We start from the raw sequence: 18495 nt of genomic DNA on the forward strand, positions 1-18495 counted from the left end.
CGCTACGCGCACGCTTGGCCTTGGCCGTTGGCCACGCTACGCGAATGGCCACGCTCCGCGAACGCGAACAGTTTATTTATGGGCTATGCACATTCTTATTGATCACGAAAGCATTTAGAATAAAAGAAAGAGGTAAGCATTTGTTTAATCTGAGTTAAATCTGCTGACCGCTGACCGCTGACCGCTGACCGCTGACCGCTGAATGCTTATTTTTCCAGCTATTGCGGCTCAGATTCTGCTGATGACGCACCTATCTTAGTTTTCAAACTATCTTCCAAGTACTGTATTCTTTTGCGTTGGTTATCAATATTTACTATTGTTTCATTATAATCCTGCTCTAACTCATTAATCCGTTTCCGTTGCCGAGCTAGTTTACGACTTTGGTTGATTAGGGTAGGTGTGGAGATTAATAAACCAGTTAAACAGCCCATAGATAGAGCTAAAAGAATCACTATAGATAAGGGTTCTTCTATAGTCCAAACCCCAAAGTTGACCGGCACAATGGTTTTATTTTGGAGGGCGAATAAGATAGCTGCTATAGCTAAGCCGATCACGAAGCCCGAAATCAAAAATAATAAGCGCATAGTCTCAACTCACTCCTTGGTAATCCCCTAGATCGTAAGCATTCAGCCGTGAGCGGTCAGCTATCAGCTTGTAGGGTGGGCAAAAACAGTTTGATTGTTTTGAGTATTAATGATTATATTACTTTGCCCACCCTACTTTAATTCGTCTGATACACCACACGCTGATAGGGTGGGCAAAAACAGTTTGATTGTTTTGAGTATTAATGATTATATTACTTTGCCCACCCTACTTTAATTCTACTTTAATTCGTCTGATACACCACACGCTGATAGCTGATAGCTGAATGCTTACCCTAGATCAGACTTGACTCAATTATTGTAAGCTAAAATCTAGATGGAAAAAATCACAGAGGGGTACACAAGCATTCAGCAGTCAGCAGTCAGCGGTCAGCGGTCAGCGGTCAGCGGTCAGCTTAAAATAAACCTTGAACGGGAGCATTGAATAATGCTTACCTGTTTTATTCAAAAGCACCTCAAGTAGCCTGCCCATAGCCCATAAGCTGATAGCTGAGGGCTGACTGCTAAAGGCACCTCAAGTAGCACCATCTGTAGCGCATATGCTTACCTGATAGCTTACTGCTGTTGAGCCTTCTGTGTCTTTTTCCGACCGCCATCGCCAGTTCTTAACTATTGGAGACATGAACAGATGTCTTTACTATTTATCCAACCCAAACCGATCAGGCAGAGCCAGTTACTCAATCGTCTAGTCTTAGAGCGTCAGACGACGGAAGAAATTGGTCATGTCGATCAACTCTTGTTGGACTATCAAGCTCATCGAGTCGTGGCCTTAAGGTGTAAGTCTGGATTACTTGGGGCGAAAAAACGCTACTTTGCTTGGGGTCAAGTCGAGAGTATTGGCACCGATAGTATTCTCGTCAACACTAGCAAAAATCACAAAACTCAACAGAAAACGGAGTCTTGGGATTCCCTGATCGGACATGAGGTATGGACAGATGCGGGTAACAAAATTGGTAAGCTAGTGGACTACTTGCTTAAACCCAAAAGCGGTAGTGTAGTTAACTATCTCTTCTCGGACCTTGGCTGGCATGGGGTTATGGATGGTATGTATCTACTCCCACCCGTAGCAATTTCGAGTATTGGCAGCAAGCGGATAATTGTACTGGATGCAGTTGCTCAAAATAGTAAACAGTATGGGGAAGGACTTAATCAAAAAATTAGTCAAGCTACAGACCTGATCAAGGAAGATTATCAAAAAACTGTCCAGGAATTTCAAGATGTCAAGCGAAAAGCTCAACATATACCAGAACAGTTTAAAGATAAAGCCCAATCAGTTACTGAACAGTTGAAGGATAAAGCCAAAGCGACCACTGCACAGTTTAAAGATAAAGCTCAATCAGTTACTGATCAGTTGAAAGACACAGCTCAGGCTACCACCGCACACTTACAGGATAAAGCCAAATCCGTTACGAAGCAGTTGAAAGATAAAACATAACAGGACTCTAAGGATTTATAATCAGGCGATAATTTTTGCCGATGGCTGTTAATTGGGAATTGGGAATTGGGAGTTATGAATTTTCCATTTTCCATTTTCCATTTTCCATTAACTAAGACCCAAGACCAATAAGTCTTTACTAATAAGTCATGACGTGAACTAGATCTGATTGCTTATAAATACATTTTACCAACTATATTAGTATTCTCCCCTTCTGATAATTTGCGGTTAAATAAATCAATAAATCAATTTTTGTCAGTCATACTAACCACTAAGCAAGCAATGGTAAACAGACAGTAACACGAGTACCTAAACCTATTTTACTTTCCATAACTATCTCACCTTGATGGTGTTCCACATAACTTTTGACAATTGATAACCCCAATCCAATTCCCCCTATGGAGCCGATATTACTCCCACGACTAAAGGAATTAAATAACTCACCTTGATCGTGCTTAGGAATGCCAATTCCTTCATCGGTAACTTCCAGTATTACTTGATTAGTGTCACATTTAAGGTTAAGTTCGACTTTGCCTCCTTGAGGAGAATATTTAATAGCATTAGAGAGGAGATTAGTTAGCATTTGGCTTAGTAGCTTAGGATCTGATCTGAATTCCTGACAGTCACCTTCATGCCTAAACAAGAGCTGGTGCTTATAGGTGGTTTTAGATTTGATTTCATCAACTAATTTACTACAAAATTCAACTAAGTCTATAGGTTCGGGTTGTAAATCTAGTTGCTTAAATTCTGTCTTGTTAATAAATAGCACATCATCCACTAAACCAGTCAGTTGCTGAACCATGGATTGGATACGTCTACAATGTTTTACTTGCCGAGTCAGATCCATTTGATGACAGTACCGTTCCAGGATTGCTGCTGATGAAGAAATGGTAGTTAATGGGGTGCGGTACTCATGGGAAATGCTAGAGATAATCCGAGATTTAAAATTGCTCAATTCTTTTTCTTTAACCAGTGATTGACGTAGTTTAATTTCCAAAACTTGGAGCTGATCATTAGCTACTCTTAGTTCAAGTGTGCGCTCCTCAACCCGACGTTCTAGCTCATCATTCAGTTGCTTCTGAGCAATTTCTATTTCCTTGCGAGTGGTGATATCTCGCAGTGATGCCATATAGGCTTTTTTACCTTCCCATTGAATCTCTACTAGCTGGATTTCGGCAATAACAATTTTTCCATAGGAGGAGCGAATATCTAGTTCTGTAGTTTCGCCAACCACTAGGGAACTGCACCATAGTTCTCCTTGGAGTTTCTCCGCTTTACAGTTCATCAGGGATTCTGCTGCGGGATTAACAAATTGAATCATTCGATTGTGATCAATAATCACAACACCATCAGCATTTCTGGTAATCATGGTGCGAAATTGCTCTTCACTGGCTCGTAGGGCTTCAGTTTGTCCCTTCAGTGCTAACAGCAGTCGTTGCCGCTCAATGCCATAGCGCATCGCTCGTACCAATAGGTTCCGATCAAATTCTCCTTTAACTAAGTAATCCTGTGCTCCTTCTTGTAGCGCTTCTATGGCTAAATTCTCATCAGTCAGTCCACTCAGAATGATTATAGGCACTTCGGGACACTGGGCATAAATTTCACAAAATGTCTCTAGACCTTTTTGATCTGGTAAGAACAGGTCACAGAGTACGATATCAATATTTCCCTGCTTTAGGCATTCGAGACCTTGCTCTAAGGTCTCTACATGGGTGAGTGTTGCTCGAAAATGTTTTGCCTTTTTGAGTAATGCTTTAATCAGCTCAACATCCTGGATATCGTCTTCAATTAATAGGATTTGGGTACAATCAGGATGGTCTGCTCTTTCTGTGGGGAGTTTATTCTGAAAATAAATGACTGAAGCAGGGACTGGTGCAGAGAAATTAGTTTGATCAGCTGAAGGAGAAGTGACTGGTAGGTACGTTGATGACATTGGAATACCGTTAACTAATCAACAAACATCGGTTAGATATCAATTAAATCTAATATGTTAATATTGACCTAAAAAAAAACCTGTTTCCACCGTAATTTCACTAATAGTCATCTCCGTACTTATACGGATAATTCACTAAAAAATGCACATAAAACCCGTATAATCCTTGAGATCAAGGGGATTAAAATACAAAAAAGTATACCGTCTGAGGGTCTTCGATGGCTAACTTAGCCTCGAATCATAAAATTAATCTTAAATATCAGGAGGCGTAATGGTGGTAAGATTTCAATAATTAGGTTTATCCTTGAAGGCATTAGCCATGATCAGATTAGGCTTGAGGCTAATGGTTTCTGACCTATAGCGCTACCCACTGGGAATCGGGAATCGGGAATCGGGAATCGGGAATCGGAAATCGGGAATCGGGAATCGGGAATCGGGAATCGGGAATCGGGAATCGGGAATCGGGAATCGGGAATCGGGAATCGGGAATCGGGAATCGGGAATCGGGAATCGGGAATCGGGAATCGGGAATCGGGGGAAGACTGTGGGGAGAGGGGAGAGGGAAGAAGGGTAGTTGTACAAAAGTAGCGATTTTAGCTCCCGTTACCTTGACCAGACCGTAGCCAAACCACTAGATCTTTACCACTACCTAGACATGTAAAAATTTTGAATTTTGAATTTTGAATTTTGAATTCCGCTACATCTTTACCACTAGTTAAACATGTTTGAATTTTGAATTTTGAATTTTGAATTTTGAATTCCAGCTAGTTTATGGCGGCGGTAGTTTCACAACACTAAACCAGAAATCTTCTAGGGCTTCGATAATCTTGTCAAATTCTTTTAAGCTAATTGGTTTTTTAAGATAACAGTTAGCTCCCAAGTCATAGCTTTTTACAATATCTTCCTGAGCATCTGAAGTGGTCAGCATCACAACGGGTATTTGCTTGAGGTTATCATCACCTTTGATATGCTGGAGAATCTCTTGTCCATTCATCCCAGGCAGGTTTAGGTCTAGCAAAATTAAGTCAGGTTGCTGGGAATCAGCATACTCCCCCTCTCTGTACAGGTAAGCCAGGGCTTGAGTACCATCCATAACCACATGGAGGTTAATCGCCAGTTTCGCTTTGTTGAGTGCTTTCCTGGTGAGTTCTATATCTCCAGGATCGTCTTCTATTAGCAGAATTTCAGGGAATTTACTGTACATATCATAGTTATTTGAAATTGGGTTATTTGAAATTGGTTATAATATCGTTTATTATTGATTTTTTATCCACAAACCCATGAGTCATATTTGGCTACCAACTCTGATGAATTGGCAGGGTAAAATAGAATCTTGAGCCAACACCAGACTCGGATTCGACCCAAATATTTCCGCCGTGACACTGGACAATTTTCTGACAAATGGCTAAACCAATCCCGGTACCGGGATACTTGCTCCTACCATGTAGCCGTTGGAATATGGAAAAAATTCGTTCAGCATACTTGCTTGGAATACCAATACCATTATCTCGAACCCCTATTAACCATTGGGATTCCTGCAACTGAGCTTCAATGTGAATCTCAGGAGTTGCCTCGGAACGGAATTTGATGCCATTACTGATTAGATTCTGGAACAATTCCACCATGTGTTGAGGATTAGCTGGGATAGTTGGTAGTGGATCATGGGTGATGACAGCATGATTTTCTTTAATGGTAACACTCAAGTTTTCAAGAACCTGCTCAAGCACTTCAGCTATATCTGTGGGTTCAAAGGTCAGTTCAGACCTACCCAAACGGGAGTAGGCGAGCAGATCTTTAATCAGAGTCTGCATCCGGAAGACACCATCAACAATGTAAGCCATGTATTTGTCTGCTTCGCCATCCAATTTCCCCTGGTACTCTTCCACCAGCAATTCTGTGAAACTCTTGACTTTCCGCAGGGGTTCTTGTAAATCGTGGGAAGCCACATAAGCAAACTGTTCCAGTTCTCGGTTAGAATTCTGTAGTTGCTCAATCGACCTTGAAAATTCTGTATTGGTTATGCGATCGCTAATGTTACAGCTATACCCCAACACAAATTCTACTGAACCATGACTGGCCAACTCTGGTACCAGACAGGATTGATAAAACTGTCGCCCATTCTCTGTGATCCACTGGAATTCAATCCTCTTTTCTTGACCTGTGGCAAACACCTTTTCCATCGCTCTATCCCATAAGTGGATAAAGTCTTCTGGCATCTGGAGGTCATGATGGGTTTTGCCGATTAATTCTGACTGGGCTATCCCAAATGCCTGTGACAAGGCCGGATTAGCATAGACATAACGAAATTCCCGGTCAAATACCGCTATACACTCGGGAGAATTTTCGACTAGGGACTCCAAGAGGTCTTCCCGAGAGCTTAGAAATAGTTTTGCTGGTTTGCGATCGCTTTTTTGAAGGCTCATTCTTTTGGCAGACAAGTCGGAGAAGGAACAATCAATCAAACCTTCTGTGTAGAGACGTTGCAGACCAAGTCTCTACAAACAAGAACGATTTAACCGGAGACGATATCAATTTTAGCTTTGACCTCAGTTATTACTCTACACTGGCAGCAACTGGTTCGCTTCTCAGTTGTGCTCAATCCGATCCTACTGGAATTGATAGTAGCCATTACCCATGACCCGATCCTAGATATGATCATTAGTCAACCGGATTTGATCAGGACTTAGGCACCTCATAAATCAAAGGCTGGAATCGGTGTAATTATTTTAATAAACCGGCTTGGCGGCGTAAGTCCTGTTGATCTTTGATGTCTGTTAAATTATCATGTTTCAAACTACTCGCCGACGCCTTGCTCTGTGGTATACTACGGTCACAGCAGTCTTACTGTTACTATTTGCAACTGGTGTCTATCTTTATGTCCGCCACACCCTGATTGAACGGGTTGATGACACCCTCAAACATGTCGTAGAAGTGGTAGAGCGATCACTGGTGATTCAACCTGTGGATGATGGCGAGAGTCCCTACCAATTCAACATTGAAGCCAGTTTTCGAGACAATAGTGATGGGGTAGAAGATGACCACATTGACCTGGAGTGGTTTAGTCCGAAGGGGGATTTGCTGTGGTCAACCTTCTCTGAACCCTTAACTATTCCGTTAAAGGCCAACACCACTAGGGCAACAGTTCATTTATCAGCAGAGCATCTCCTGCGACAGTTAACCCAACCGGTGCAAATCGAGGATTATATCTTGGGTTATTTACGGGTTAGCCACCCATGGTTTGAAGTCACCAAACCCAGCCACCAACTGATATTTGATCTGACTCTAGGTACAGTGGTGATGATTATCTCTACTGGTGCTATTGGTTGGTTACTATCTGGTATGGCTATGAAGCCAGTACGGGAGTCGTACCAACGGCTCAAACAATTCACTGCTGATGCCTCCCACGAACTCAGAAACCCAATTGCGACGATTCAGACTAACGTGCAAGTTGCTCTGGGGGATCCCGATTTAGCATCTGAGTTGCAACGGCACCAACTCGAAGTGATAGAGCGATTAACCCAGCGCTTAGGAAGACTGGTGAATGACCTGCTGTTTTTGGCTCGTGCTGATAGCGGTATGGTAAAACCCCAGTGGCAATTAGTCCACCTGGATGCTTTGCTGATGGAAGTGATCGAGGAGCAACAGCCGATTGCTACAGAAAAACGCATTTCCCTTTACTTGATTGAAATCCCCAATCCCGATCAGGAAAAGAGCACAGAGTTAACAGAGGGAACAAAGGAGACAGAGCAGACAGAGGAAGAGATGGGGGCTGATCAGGTATTTCTGCCACCCTGCCCTAGTAAAGGGTTCCAAAATCCAACATTGGACGAAGATGCCTTTACCCTTGAGGGGGATTGGAATCAATTGGCACGTTTATTTACCAATCTAGTGAATAACGCTGTCCAATACACACCAGCCTCTACCAAAACTCCAGGGGAAGCATTTATTCAAGTGGAATTACAACAGTTAGAACCTCCCAGCAAACGTAGGGCAAGAAACCTGCAATTCCTGCTTCAAGTCAAGGTAACTGATTCCGGTCAAGGCATCTGTGCATCAGCATTACCTCATATTTTTGATCGCTTTTATCGAGCTGATCCAGCCAGACCCTATGATACAGCAAAAGGAGCAGGGCTAGGTTTAGCGATCGCTAAAACAATAGTTGAGAATCACCACGGTCAAATCGAAGTTGAAAGCACTCTCAACCAAGGGACAACCTTTACAGTTACAATACCCGTTTTTAGAAAAAGCAAGGCTGAAAGCCCTGTCGAAAGCGAGCAGGTATGAAAGCAAAAATATTTTGTATAATCATGTGTCTGCCAAAATTGACAATGCGATCGCGTAGCGCTTCCAAAGGAACATCCCTCTGTAGTCAGAGGTAGTTTCGCGCTATAGTTGAAAATAAGCTCAACTAGCTCCAAAACAGGACATAAAAGACATCACTCAATAAGTGAGGTGGTTATGGTTGCTTCTTATCAGGGAGAATACATGACTCCCGAAGCTTATCTAGACTGGGAGGAAAAGCAAGAACTCAACTATGAATACATCGACGGCGAAGTCTATGCTATGACTGGGGGAACTATTCCCCACGGAACCATTGCTCTGAATCTTGCGACTGCCTTAAAAAGCCATCTACGGGGAGGTTCGTGTCGTCCTTTTATCTTTAGTGTCAAAGTGGGTGTATCAGAAAAAGGACCTTTTCACTACCCGGATGTCATGGTAACCTGCGATCAACGAGACAGCAATCGGCTCAAAGTCATTTATCATCCCTGTCTGATTGCGGAAGTACTCTCTCCCTCCACTGAAGCCTTTGACCGAGGTCGCAAATTTGCTAACTATCGCCGCATCAAAACCTTACAAGAATACCTTTTGATTGATACTCAACAGATCACTATCGAGTGCTTCCGGCGCAATCCACAAGGGAAATGGGAACTCAATCCCTACACAGAAGGAGACGAAATTCACTTGACCAGCATTGATTTTAGTTGTCCCATCTCCTTAATTTATGAGGATGTTACTGTATAGTAGTGAGTGCTTAAGGGCTGATTTTTTAGATAAACGTACTACCAAACCTCAATAATTTGCTCAAACTGGATTAATTAGTAATAATGTTTAGATCCACAATCAGGATTTACAATACTAGCCAACTCCGGGTAAATGATCTATTACCAATCACTAATATCTAAAAATTAATATCTAATATGTAATATCTCAGACTATCATGCTATCATAGCTATTACCTAATACCTAATACCTACTTCTGTGAGAAAGGCATTGAATGTCTCTTGATCAGGCAAAGAGGGCTGAGCCCCAGCCTTAGTAACAGCAAGCGCCCCAGCTGCAGCTCCCCATACTACCGCTTGCCGCAAGGGTAACCCTTTGGCTATTGCCACAGCCATTGCACCATTAAACGCATCTCCAGCCGCCACAGTATCCACAGCATCAACAGAAAAAGCAGGGACGAAGAACGATTCAGAACCAGTGGCACAGAAAACCCCCTGCTCTCCTAAGGTCACAATCACCGTATCCACACTTCGTTGCAACAGTACTTCCGATGCGTTCTTGGCTGACTCTATGGTATCCACAGGAAAATCCACTAGTACAGAGGCTTCCAACTGATTCGGTGTCATAATATTCACCATGCCATACAGTTCCTCTGGCAACTCCTGAGCTGGTGCTGGGTCAAGAATCACTGGACAACCCACTTTCTGAGCTGCCGCTGCTGCTAAGAGCACCACGGACATGGGAATCTCCAACTGCATCAATAAAACAGCGGCTTCTGGCAACAAACTACTGAGGCGTTCCACATCAGTTTCATTAACATGCCCATTAGCACCAGCCAAGAAAATAATGGTATTCTCCCCAGCCTGATCCACGGAAATCACTGCAATCCCAGAACTGACCCCCTCCTCAACCAAAACGCTATCAGTGTCAACACCCGTTACCCCTAGACTGTGGTGTAGCTGAGTTCCAAAATCATCACTACCGATGCGGGCCACCATTTTAGTGGGGATACCCAACCGTGCCACCGCCACAGCTTGATTAGCCCCTTTCCCACCAGGAGCAGTAAAAAATTCATGGCCTTGTAGTGTTTCACCTGGAACTGGTAACCGGGGAGTTTTGGCTACCAAATCCATATTGATACTACCGAAAACAATAACTGGTTTCATAGTTAACAGAATTACAACTTAGCAAGTTGAAAGTTGAAAAGAGTTACAAGGCAAGCAAGTTGAACGTTGAACGTTGAACGTTTTAACCTTCAACATTATAACCTGACCACCTTCAAGATTAATGGTAACAACAACCATAATTGGTTTCCTATTTAATTTAATAGAGTTACCTTAAACAGAGTTACAATTTGTTGAGTAAGGTTAAAATTGAACGTTTTAAACTTAAAAATGACAACCTTTAACCTGAAAAACTGACAAGTTTAAAACCTGCCAACCTCCCCTAATCTAATCCAAATTGCGAACAACATTATAACCTTTCAACCTTAAAATAATGCATTTATAAATCTGGTTTATATGGTTTCAATTCAAGGAGCTTTATCAACTGCTCAATATCGAAATATTCATTCATCATCTGTTGCATACACTCCACCTTAATTGCTTCATGGAGATGTACTTGACCAAAAGAATTGTCAATAATCTCAACAGTAGTGAGGGTGTCTAAATCAACGGAAAGTACTGGAATTTCAAACTCTTCAGCACGTCTGAGAATAACTGATTGAGGCTGAACTTGACCGGTAAGGATTAAACAGTGGGTTGAGGTTTCTAGAGCAGCCATCTGAAGGTCTGGGCGATCGCCTCCGGTCACCACCGCCATATTAACGCCCTTGCGTAGATACTTCAGAGCAGCATTGACATTCATCGCCCCAATGGTCAAGTTTTCCACCATCAAATCCAAACGGTCAGGGCAGCATAGCACATTAGCTTGCAACTGACGTACCAGTTCCCGAACACTAACACTGCGCAACAGATTATTTCTAGGCATCATTCCCAATACTGGGATTCCTTGCCGTTCCAGAAACGGTTTCAATGTTGTTTTTACCCTTGATAGCTTGTTTTGGGGAATATCATTAATTAAAACTCCCAGTAAGCTTTCTCCCAGACGTTGCTTAGCAAATAACAACGCATCTGCTAGTAAAACCGAGTGAAAACGAGCCACCAACAAGACAGCAGCATCAATTGTCTGAGCAACTTTTGGTAATGATAAGTTAAACAGAGTCCCCGCACTCAAGGTTCCTGCTCCTTCCACCAAAATTACATCACTACTTAGTGGTTGGAGATAGTCTTGAAGAGACTGACGGTAATCTGTTGAGTCTTGTCCTCCCAAGCGTTTTTCAATGGTTTGAGCATCCATAAACAGCAAAGGCGATCGCACCATGTTCTCCGGCAACTTAAGTATCTCAGTGATAAACTGGACATCTTCCTCTATCGTTGACCCTTGATTGCTACTCAAAAAGGTACCCAGTGGTTTACAGTAGGCAATCGTTATCCCTTTTGCTTGCAGTTGATCGGCAATTCCCAGGATCGTTGCTGACTTACCGCTGTAAGCTTCTGTTGACCCAATTAGTAAATACTTAGCGGATTTTGCCACCCCTTATTTACACTCCTATAACTAGAAAACTGGTTGTTTATTCATCAATGCGTAGCAGTTTGCGGTAGAATGCCTTGGAAAAATCCGTTATGCGCGATCGCTTAAAGTTCATAATCACTTCGATTAAGTAATTCACAAACTCAGAATTTTGCATAGTAAGTTCGTAACTGAGATCCGCGTTACCATCAAACTGTAATCGGCAACGAGTTAATTCCGAAGGAAGATTAGATACAAACCAAGTAGCAACGAAGGGAATACTATCACCACCTTCTATGTGGCGACGACCTTCCAAAGACCCTTGTTGGTAGAGGCTAATTGCTATAGGTAAAAGATTCCGTTTATTACCCTGGTAGTAGGGCACATAAATCCCGACAGCTCCTTTGTCGGCAGGCTTAAGTTTTTCGATCGACATGGCTGAATATCACTCAATTGCCGTTGATGGTATTGATGTAACTATTCCTATGGGACAATCTCCGTGATGGAAAACCCATCACGATCAGATGATCAGTCCAGGAAAATAAATATTCTAATACATTACATTGAACTTTCCTATAGGTTAAGCTTATCCCCACAGTTTATAATAGGGGCTTATGTGTTTATAATTAATTGTTAGCTGATAAAAGTTGATTGAGTCTCTAGTCTAGCCTCAACTGGGATTAGCCTTGCAACCTACTGGATAAACCGATTTATACGTAGTAGAACGCTTACCAAACCAACTGTAACGATTATCCCGAATCTGCTCGTAAACCTGATCGCCTACCGACTTCACCCCAGGCATTGCCCGATAAGCGGATACAAAGATATTACCCAATGGCAATAGACGCCCAATCTCTTCAGCGGCATCACTTCCTTGCCATCGGCAATCATCAGAAGAAGCATCGATCAAAATCATACCCATCTCACACTCGAGAGGTGTTACCTGTAATTTGCCGCAAGCTTCTTTATCCTGCATCGGTATGTAATCAAATAGCTTGCCCTGATCCAGATTTTCTAGTAGCTGTACCAGAGTGACACAAAGATTACAATCGCCATCGTAAATAACGTGATATCCCATTCAGCTTCTTTCCTAAATCCTAGTTTATCTGCCCCAAAGTAGCTTATAACCGTATTTAGGACTACTACAGTAGTCCTAAACATTGCGGCTAGTGCCCTGTCAAGTTTGAATTTAAGCTTTCACCAAGCGGTGCGACCCGAAGGCGCGACCAAAGGCCGGGTTCCCCGACCATTGGAAAACGCACAAATAGCGAATTTAATTCGACAACTGTAAGCGCACCGGGCAGGATTTAGGCATGATAGCACGCTTGGATGAAGGGCGCGATCGCACGCTTGGATCAGGTATGAAGACTTTTGAGCTAACACCGTGCCACCTAACATCGTCCCACCATTACCCTCAAAACTAAATTGACAGACTACTAGCTCATAAACATAAATTTTACATTTTGCCAACACAATTACCCACATCAGTATTTGACACTGTAACTAGCTTCCTCAGGTTTTTCGGCAAAATGCAGTAGGGGGAAGTAAACGGTCAAGTTATCTCGGGCAGCGGTGCGACCTGTGGCAAATTAAATTCGACGACTGTAAGCGCACCGGGACGGAATTGCTGGTTTCGGTCGCATAAAAGACAAAATTGAGGCTGATAACTAAATTGAACAGATTATCACAACCATAAACCTAACCTCCCTCACCTATAGTCAGGAGGTCTGATGCAATGATAATACGATGGCGGCAGTTATTGGTTAGAATAGCGATTTGGCTAGCAGCTGAGATCATCCTCAACTTTCTGGGGCTGGACAATCTAGCTGACTACAGCGAGTTCATATACGAGCAGGAGGTTGCCCTATTAAGTCAATACACGCTTCCAGCCATTGAGAGGCTGCCCCATTCCTAGTACACCTTGGTAGATATTTGTAGCCAGTTCCTTTGAAAATGAAGGGATCAGGGGGTGAGGGGGTGAGGGAGTGATCAGCTGTGAGGCATCTACATCTAATTTATAGATCTATATATTTAATTTTATTTTATATATTGAATCGGCAAGGGGGCAGGGAACCAGAGCAGCAGGGCATAGGGTTAATCAGTTTTTCGAGCTTACTCAAAGCTATACAATTTAAATCCGCGACAGCTTAGAACTATATTGATTTTGTGCTTAATAAATCAATATATCATAATGTCTAAGTCCTATTCAACTAATGCCTATTCAAATTACAGGCTTTCCGGCACCCCCATGCCCTTATCCCCCCATCCGTTACATCTGTTAACCCATCCGTTGCCCCATCTCCTGATCACCCTACTGAAATAGGCAAATTAGAGGGTCAGCAGCTTACCGGAATGGCTTAAGCGGGGAGATTTTACCCTTTCTAACTAGCAGCAGTGTCTTCCGCTACATTTCTTTGAGCTATCTTGGATAAGAATTGTAAAAGAACACTTAGCTAGATGCAAAACGACAAAAATTATTTCGGTCAACAAGCTTGACACATGAAACCCCGCATCATTATCTGTGGCTTGGGTCGCACTGGATACAAAATATTCCGCTTACTGAAGCAGCAGGGAGTAGCTGTTGTTGGCATCAGCAACAGAATAATGCCTGGTGACGAAAACAATATTATTATTGGAGACTTGCGGGCTATTTCTACCCTACTTGCAGCTGGACTCGAACATGCCCAAACCCTGGTTCTGGCCTGTAATGACGATGCTCTCAATCTGGCAATCCTGACTCAGGCACGAGTGATTAATCCCCGGATTCGGATCGTTAACCGATTGTTTAATACCAGCCTGGGTACTCGTTTAGATCAGACCCTACCCGATCATGTCAGCATGAGTGTTTCTTCTCTAGCAGCACCGGTATTTGCCTTCGCAGCAATGGGGAATCGAGCCATTGGGCAACTCAAGCTATACAATCAAACCTGGCCGATACACGAAGAAATTATCACCGAAAGCCACCCTTGGATGGGAACACAGTTGAGTGACCTGTGGGATGAGCGATCACGAATGTTGATCTACTACCTACCGATGGACTCGAACTTAGATTTAGTTTCCGCAGTAGCTCAGGGCAAACAGTTACAACCTGGCGATCGCTTAATTATTGGTACTCAGCCTCGGTTTCGTCCTAAACGCCAATCCTGGCTACAGAAACTGCTGAAAGTCTTCACAAACTTACAACAGTTTCAGCATCATGCTCAACCAATGTTAGTAGTGACCCTTTTCCTACTCCTGATAATTTTTACGGCCACATTGACTTATGTGTGTGTCAACTTAGAAACCTCTATTGTTGATGCTCTATATTTTTCTGTGGGTATGATTACCGGTGCTGGTGGTCAAGAAGAAGTAGCAGAAAAGTCCCCGGACACTATTAAGGTATTTACTGCTGTGATGATGTTAGTAGGGGCTGGTGTGATTGGCATTTGCTATGCTCTACTAAACGATTTTGTTTTAGGTACCCGACTCAAACAGTTTTGGGATGCGGCGAGAGTTCCCTACAGAAATCACTATGTTGTATGTGGACTGGGAAATGTAGGAGTCCAAATCCTCTACCAACTTCATGCCCAAGGCCATGAATTGGTGGTGATTGAAAGTAACCCCAACAATCGTTTCCTGAACATTGTTCGTTCTCTAGGTATTGCAGTCATTCACGGAGATGCCAGTTTACCTGCTACACTCACAGCAGCACACATCCAACGAGCAGAAGCCCTTTTAGCAGTTACGAGTGATGATACAGCCAATTTAGAAATTGCTCTAAGTGCCAAAAGTCTAGCTTCTAAATTGTCAGTGGTTGTCCGCAATCAAGACCCCCACTTTTCCCACATGGTACAGCAAGTATTTGAATTTGAAGCAGTATTCTCTCCCACAGAATTAGCCACTCCTTCTTTTGCAGCTGCAGCATTAGGTGGACAAGTGTTAGGCAATGGTATGATTGGTGATACGCTTTGGGTTGCCTTAGCCACTAAGATTACCACCGATCATCCCTTCTGTGGACGCCGTGTTAAAGATGCTGCCAGATCCGCTGACTTTGTGCCACTGTATCTTGAAACGAAGTATCAAACGATTCATGGCTGGGATTTATTGGAAATTAACCTAGCCGCTGGTGATCTTTTGTATCTAACTATGCCAGCAGTTGGTTTAGAGCAATTGTGGCGCACAACACCGCCTCAAATGATGGTGATGTGAGTTAAAAATGGAAGCCATGGGATCTAAATCGAAGCCATGGGATCTAATCTGGAAATTATCGACGATGAAGGATGAATGATAAAACCCTAGCTATAGTCTAAGGTTGATCATTCATCACTCATTATCCATGATTACTCGTGCAGGATTAGGGTAGCTAGAAAATACCGACTAGGACAATGGAAGTGATTAAGAAACCAGCCAATATCAGAAGCATACCAGGTAAGTTTAACCAATGTTTAACTTCCTCTGATTCTTGAGGCCACTCTTTTTGCTGCAGTTGCATTTGCCGAATCACATCGGAAATTGCTTCAGCATCCTTCACATGGTGTAGTGCCTTGGTTTCACCATCAGGGTATTTCACGACAAAGTAAGTGGGAACTTTGATGTGATCCCCTGTAATATCAATCGTATCCACAGCAACCTGCTTCGCTTTTTCCTCAATAGTTTGGGGTTCAGTGGCAATCCTATCCCCTGGGTTAGCTGTTAACTTAACTCCCATTCCCATTGGTGATGCGTAGCTGACCATAGAAACCTCCAGATAGGTCAAAGTCTTTTATCTGGATTTTATTTTACGTAACTTGGAAAACAATTATTCAGCTTAAGAGCGATATTTTATTTATATTATCAATACTTTATATTTTTTAGTAATTTAGTTAAGATTGCAGCGGTTTCCTGTAATCAAATGTAATCTAACAAATGTAATCTAGCAATTTTTTCTTGAAAATCGCCCTGAGTCGGATCGTTCCTGAATCCTGAGTAAAACCTGTTACTGTTCACGAATCCGATCCCATTGCTATAGATTAATAATTAATTTTTTGTTAATTTCCTTAACCCTTAAATTCACCTAGCTTATAGCCCAAAAAGGAACTTACTACTCTAAGTTACTAGTTGTGTATAAATGTTATAAATTGTGTTCAAAAAGATAAAATATAAATAGTGATAGATAACTATGTAAAAAAAATGTAAATAAATGATTATTTTGGCTATCCGATGTTAAATTAAGGCGGCAACGATATAGCAATCGAATAAGAGAGCATCTATGGAACTGATTCAACTGTTAACCGAAAACCTGGGAGTGCAAGAGAATCAAGCCCAAGGCGGAGCTGGACTTATTTTCCAACTGGCCAAGGACAAGCTGGGAGATGAGAGTTTTGCCCCAGTACTGCAATCTATTCCAGGAATAAATGATTTGCTCCAAGCAGCACCAAAAAGTGGTGGCATGATGGGAGCCTTGGGAGGATTAGCGGCATCAATGGGTGGTGGCGTTGGACAATTAGGCACTCTAGCTACCCTGGCAGCAGGTTTTTCTCAACTAGGCATGGATAGTGGGATGATTTCCAAATTTCTACCGATAGTCCTCTCTTTCGTTCAAAACCAAGGTGGGGACGAGATCAAAAACCTTTTGGCAAAAGTGTTGAGCTAGAGCGATTGATTGGATGGCTGATATGTGATGGTAATGAGGGATCAACCCAAGACTTGGGTATGTTTTCCCAAAGTCAGGTCATCAAAGAGACATCTCCATAAACTCGGTTTTGACCCAGGCAGTGCAAGGGTTTGAGGTTAATTTTTGGAGATGTCTAAGGGATGAGGGAGAATGTTTTAGGTGGTCACTTAATTTCATCCTTGATGCTTCATCCTTGATGCTTCATCCAGACAAGACACTGGTTCAGCTGATCTTGCATAGTCTGAGCATAAGTATGATACCGGCGTCCATGTCCTGGTAATACCCACTCGAACAAGTAGTTGGTTAACCTCTCCATTGACTTGATTAATTCCTTCCAGGAGTAGAAGCAGTAGCGACGAAAGGCAATCAGTTGCTGAAGTTGATCAGACCAAGCAAGATGGTCACCCGTGAAGAGAAATTTGTTATTGTACAGTAGAACCGTGTGACCTTTGGTGTGACCAGGAACGGGGATAATCAACAGATCCTTGTCTAAGGGATAAGGCTTAGAAGTAGTGAGCTGAATTTCCACATCACGGGTATCAGTGGTAATGTCATCTCTATGCAAAATGCGTTCGCACTGGAAATGCTGTCTGTACTTGTGATGATCTGCCACATCATCCCGATGGGTCAGGAACATGTAACGAATCCCACCCATTGCCTCTAGACGTTTGACTAGTGGTGGTGTAAAGCAAGGAGAATCGATTAAAATATTGCCTTGGGGGCGTTGGATAAGGTAGCTAGCAGCACCGTAGGAGTTTTCTGAATGGTAGCCGCAATGGTAGACATTTTCTGCTACTGGGATGGGGAAACTATGCTGAGCGTCTTTAATGTCTTTAGGTTTCTCAACAGTACCAATAGAAGAGGTGGGACAAGATAATAGGGCTTGAAGAGCTCTCAAGCGTTCTGTATCATTAGCAGGTTGATGATAAACTGCAGACTGGTGATCAGCACGATGAAACACTTCCGGAGTCATCCAACGGCAGGCATCACAATCAATACAGCTGCTATCCACTTGACACTCCCCGGCCTTTAGGCGCGGGGATTCCTAGATCAACGAGCCGCCTTAAACCATGGAGTTCTCATCTTTGACGCCGCCAAAAACAAGACAATACTCAACCGAGAATCCGTTAAGACTAAATTCCTAGTTAATTCACCATAGACCCAGAGGGCAGTTCTCCTTAGGCGTTTAACTACTCTTTGGAAGTGCCTTAAAAAGTCTGTTTCTCTTCCTTTCGTTTGGTTCCGGTGTGCCCCACCGTACCGTTTTTTTTTCAAAGTGTGATTCTTCTGGGTTCACACACCAACTGTTAATTGATGATTG

18 protein-coding genes are annotated in these 18495 nt (G+C 42.8%); 6 read left to right on the top strand and 12 right to left on the bottom strand.

Annotation, left to right across the window (positions count from 1 at the left end):
- Window positions 1-218: 218 nt before the first annotated feature.
- Window positions 219-584 (bottom strand): LapA family protein, encoded by a 366-nt coding sequence (locus tag F6K64_RS01095; RefSeq protein WP_008191653.1) that lies wholly within the window; start codon window positions 582-584, stop codon window positions 219-221.
- A gap of 646 nt (window positions 585-1230) precedes the next feature.
- On the opposite strand from F6K64_RS01095, the gene F6K64_RS01100 reads away from it, so the two are divergent.
- Window positions 1231-2037 carry a PRC-barrel domain-containing protein gene (locus F6K64_RS01100; RefSeq protein ID WP_008191651.1) on the top strand — a complete coding sequence of 269 codons (807 nt, stop codon included), beginning with the start codon at window positions 1231-1233 and terminating at the stop codon, window positions 2035-2037.
- 271 nt (window positions 2038-2308) lie between these two features.
- On the opposite strand, the gene F6K64_RS01105 is transcribed toward F6K64_RS01100, so the two are convergent.
- The 4 genes from F6K64_RS01105 to F6K64_RS01120 form a co-directional block, all read right to left on the bottom strand.
- Window positions 2309-3970 (bottom strand): hybrid sensor histidine kinase/response regulator, encoded by a 1662-nt coding sequence (locus tag F6K64_RS01105; protein WP_008191649.1) that lies wholly within the window; start codon window positions 3968-3970, stop codon window positions 2309-2311.
- Window positions 3971-4333: 363 nt separating this feature from the next.
- Window positions 4334-4552 carry a hypothetical protein gene (locus tag F6K64_RS01110; protein ID WP_154659993.1) on the bottom strand — a complete coding sequence of 73 codons (219 nt, stop codon included), beginning with the start codon at window positions 4550-4552 and terminating at the stop codon, window positions 4334-4336.
- Window positions 4553-4739: 187 nt separating this feature from the next.
- Window positions 4740-5174 carry a response regulator gene (locus F6K64_RS01115; RefSeq protein ID WP_008191647.1) on the bottom strand — a complete coding sequence of 145 codons (435 nt, stop codon included), beginning with the start codon at window positions 5172-5174 and terminating at the stop codon, window positions 4740-4742.
- A 91-nt stretch (window positions 5175-5265) separates the two neighbouring features.
- Window positions 5266-6393: a sensor histidine kinase gene (locus F6K64_RS01120; protein ID WP_287248291.1), complete on the bottom strand. Its 1128-nt coding sequence runs from the start codon at window positions 6391-6393 to the stop codon at window positions 5266-5268.
- Window positions 6394-6510: 117 nt separating this feature from the next.
- On the opposite strand from F6K64_RS01120, the gene F6K64_RS01125 reads away from it, so the two are divergent.
- From F6K64_RS01125 to F6K64_RS01135, 3 genes are all read left to right on the top strand, one after another.
- Window positions 6511-6657 carry a hypothetical protein gene (locus tag F6K64_RS01125; RefSeq protein WP_008191642.1) on the top strand — a complete coding sequence of 49 codons (147 nt, stop codon included), beginning with the start codon at window positions 6511-6513 and terminating at the stop codon, window positions 6655-6657.
- Between the two features lie 97 nt (window positions 6658-6754).
- On the top strand, window positions 6755-8254 hold the full coding sequence (locus F6K64_RS01130; RefSeq protein WP_008191640.1) for a sensor histidine kinase: 1500 nt from the start codon (window positions 6755-6757) through the stop codon (window positions 8252-8254).
- A 174-nt stretch (window positions 8255-8428) separates the two neighbouring features.
- Complete coding sequence (locus F6K64_RS01135; RefSeq protein WP_008191638.1) at window positions 8429-8992, top strand: Uma2 family endonuclease; 564 nt, start codon at window positions 8429-8431, stop codon at window positions 8990-8992.
- Window positions 8993-9207: 215 nt separating this feature from the next.
- Here F6K64_RS01135 and rbsK read toward each other — a convergent pair whose 3' ends face one another.
- From rbsK to F6K64_RS01155, 4 genes are all read right to left on the bottom strand, one after another.
- Window positions 9208-10137, bottom strand: coding sequence for a ribokinase (gene rbsK, locus F6K64_RS01140; RefSeq protein WP_008191635.1), 930 nt, complete (start codon window positions 10135-10137; stop codon window positions 9208-9210).
- 337 nt (window positions 10138-10474) lie between these two features.
- Window positions 10475-11566, bottom strand: a complete 1092-nt coding sequence (locus F6K64_RS01145) for a phosphotransacetylase family protein (protein WP_008191633.1) — start codon at window positions 11564-11566, stop codon at window positions 10475-10477.
- A gap of 37 nt (window positions 11567-11603) precedes the next feature.
- On the bottom strand, window positions 11604-11978 hold the full coding sequence (gene ebsA / locus F6K64_RS01150) for a type IV pilus biogenesis protein EbsA (protein WP_008191631.1): 375 nt from the start codon (window positions 11976-11978) through the stop codon (window positions 11604-11606).
- A gap of 234 nt (window positions 11979-12212) precedes the next feature.
- The gene (locus F6K64_RS01155) at window positions 12213-12620 is read right to left on the bottom strand and encodes a thiol-disulfide oxidoreductase DCC family protein (RefSeq protein ID WP_008191629.1); all 408 of its coding nucleotides are present in this window, start codon (window positions 12618-12620) and stop codon (window positions 12213-12215) included.
- A 1421-nt stretch (window positions 12621-14041) separates the two neighbouring features.
- On the opposite strand from F6K64_RS01155, the gene F6K64_RS01160 reads away from it, so the two are divergent.
- Window positions 14042-15730 carry a potassium channel family protein gene (locus F6K64_RS01160; RefSeq protein ID WP_008191625.1) on the top strand — a complete coding sequence of 563 codons (1689 nt, stop codon included), beginning with the start codon at window positions 14042-14044 and terminating at the stop codon, window positions 15728-15730.
- A 154-nt stretch (window positions 15731-15884) separates the two neighbouring features.
- On the opposite strand, the gene F6K64_RS38045 is transcribed toward F6K64_RS01160, so the two are convergent.
- Window positions 15885-16277: a hypothetical protein gene (locus F6K64_RS38045; RefSeq protein ID WP_353736720.1), complete on the bottom strand. Its 393-nt coding sequence runs from the start codon at window positions 16275-16277 to the stop codon at window positions 15885-15887.
- A gap of 492 nt (window positions 16278-16769) precedes the next feature.
- Here F6K64_RS38045 and F6K64_RS01170 point away from each other — a divergent pair, with 492 nt between their 5' ends.
- Window positions 16770-17153 (top strand): DUF2780 domain-containing protein, encoded by a 384-nt coding sequence (locus F6K64_RS01170; RefSeq protein WP_008191623.1) that lies wholly within the window; start codon window positions 16770-16772, stop codon window positions 17151-17153.
- 208 nt (window positions 17154-17361) lie between these two features.
- On the opposite strand, the gene F6K64_RS01175 is transcribed toward F6K64_RS01170, so the two are convergent.
- Entirely contained in the window at window positions 17362-18186 is an 825-nt protein-coding gene (locus F6K64_RS01175) for an MBL fold metallo-hydrolase (RefSeq protein WP_044495806.1), read from the bottom strand.
- Window positions 18187-18224: 38 nt separating this feature from the next.
- Window positions 18225-18449 carry a hypothetical protein gene (locus tag F6K64_RS01180; protein ID WP_131827029.1) on the bottom strand — a complete coding sequence of 75 codons (225 nt, stop codon included), beginning with the start codon at window positions 18447-18449 and terminating at the stop codon, window positions 18225-18227.
- Between the last annotated feature and the right edge of the window lie 46 nt (window positions 18450-18495).

It is taken from the genome of Moorena sp. SIO3A2 (genome assembly GCF_010672265.1).
Classification (GTDB): domain Bacteria; phylum Cyanobacteriota; class Cyanobacteriia; order Cyanobacteriales; family Coleofasciculaceae; genus Moorena; species Moorena producens.

Excerpts from the sequence above, each read along its gene's own strand:
- F6K64_RS01170 (WP_008191623.1), top strand. The coding sequence starts at position 16,770 with ATGGAACTGATTCAACTGTTAACCGAAAACCTGGGAGTGCAAGAGAAT.
- F6K64_RS01105 (WP_008191649.1), bottom strand. The coding sequence starts at position 3,970 with ATGTCATCAACGTACCTACCAGTCACTTCTCCTTCAGCTGATCAAACT.
- F6K64_RS01095 (WP_008191653.1), bottom strand. The coding sequence starts at position 584 with ATGCGCTTATTATTTTTGATTTCGGGCTTCGTGATCGGCTTAGCTATA.
- F6K64_RS01160 (WP_008191625.1), top strand. The coding sequence starts at position 14,042 with ATGAAACCCCGCATCATTATCTGTGGCTTGGGTCGCACTGGATACAAA.
- F6K64_RS01120 (WP_287248291.1), bottom strand. The coding sequence starts at position 6,393 with ATGAGCCTTCAAAAAAGCGATCGCAAACCAGCAAAACTATTTCTAAGC.
- ebsA (WP_008191631.1), bottom strand. The coding sequence starts at position 11,978 with ATGTCGATCGAAAAACTTAAGCCTGCCGACAAAGGAGCTGTCGGGATT.
- F6K64_RS01130 (WP_008191640.1), top strand. The coding sequence starts at position 6,755 with ATGTTTCAAACTACTCGCCGACGCCTTGCTCTGTGGTATACTACGGTC.
- F6K64_RS01135 (WP_008191638.1), top strand. The coding sequence starts at position 8,429 with ATGGTTGCTTCTTATCAGGGAGAATACATGACTCCCGAAGCTTATCTA.
- F6K64_RS01115 (WP_008191647.1), bottom strand. The coding sequence starts at position 5,174 with ATGTACAGTAAATTCCCTGAAATTCTGCTAATAGAAGACGATCCTGGA.
- F6K64_RS01100 (WP_008191651.1), top strand. The coding sequence starts at position 1,231 with ATGTCTTTACTATTTATCCAACCCAAACCGATCAGGCAGAGCCAGTTA.
- F6K64_RS01155 (WP_008191629.1), bottom strand. The coding sequence starts at position 12,620 with ATGGGATATCACGTTATTTACGATGGCGATTGTAATCTTTGTGTCACT.
- rbsK (WP_008191635.1), bottom strand. The coding sequence starts at position 10,137 with ATGAAACCAGTTATTGTTTTCGGTAGTATCAATATGGATTTGGTAGCC.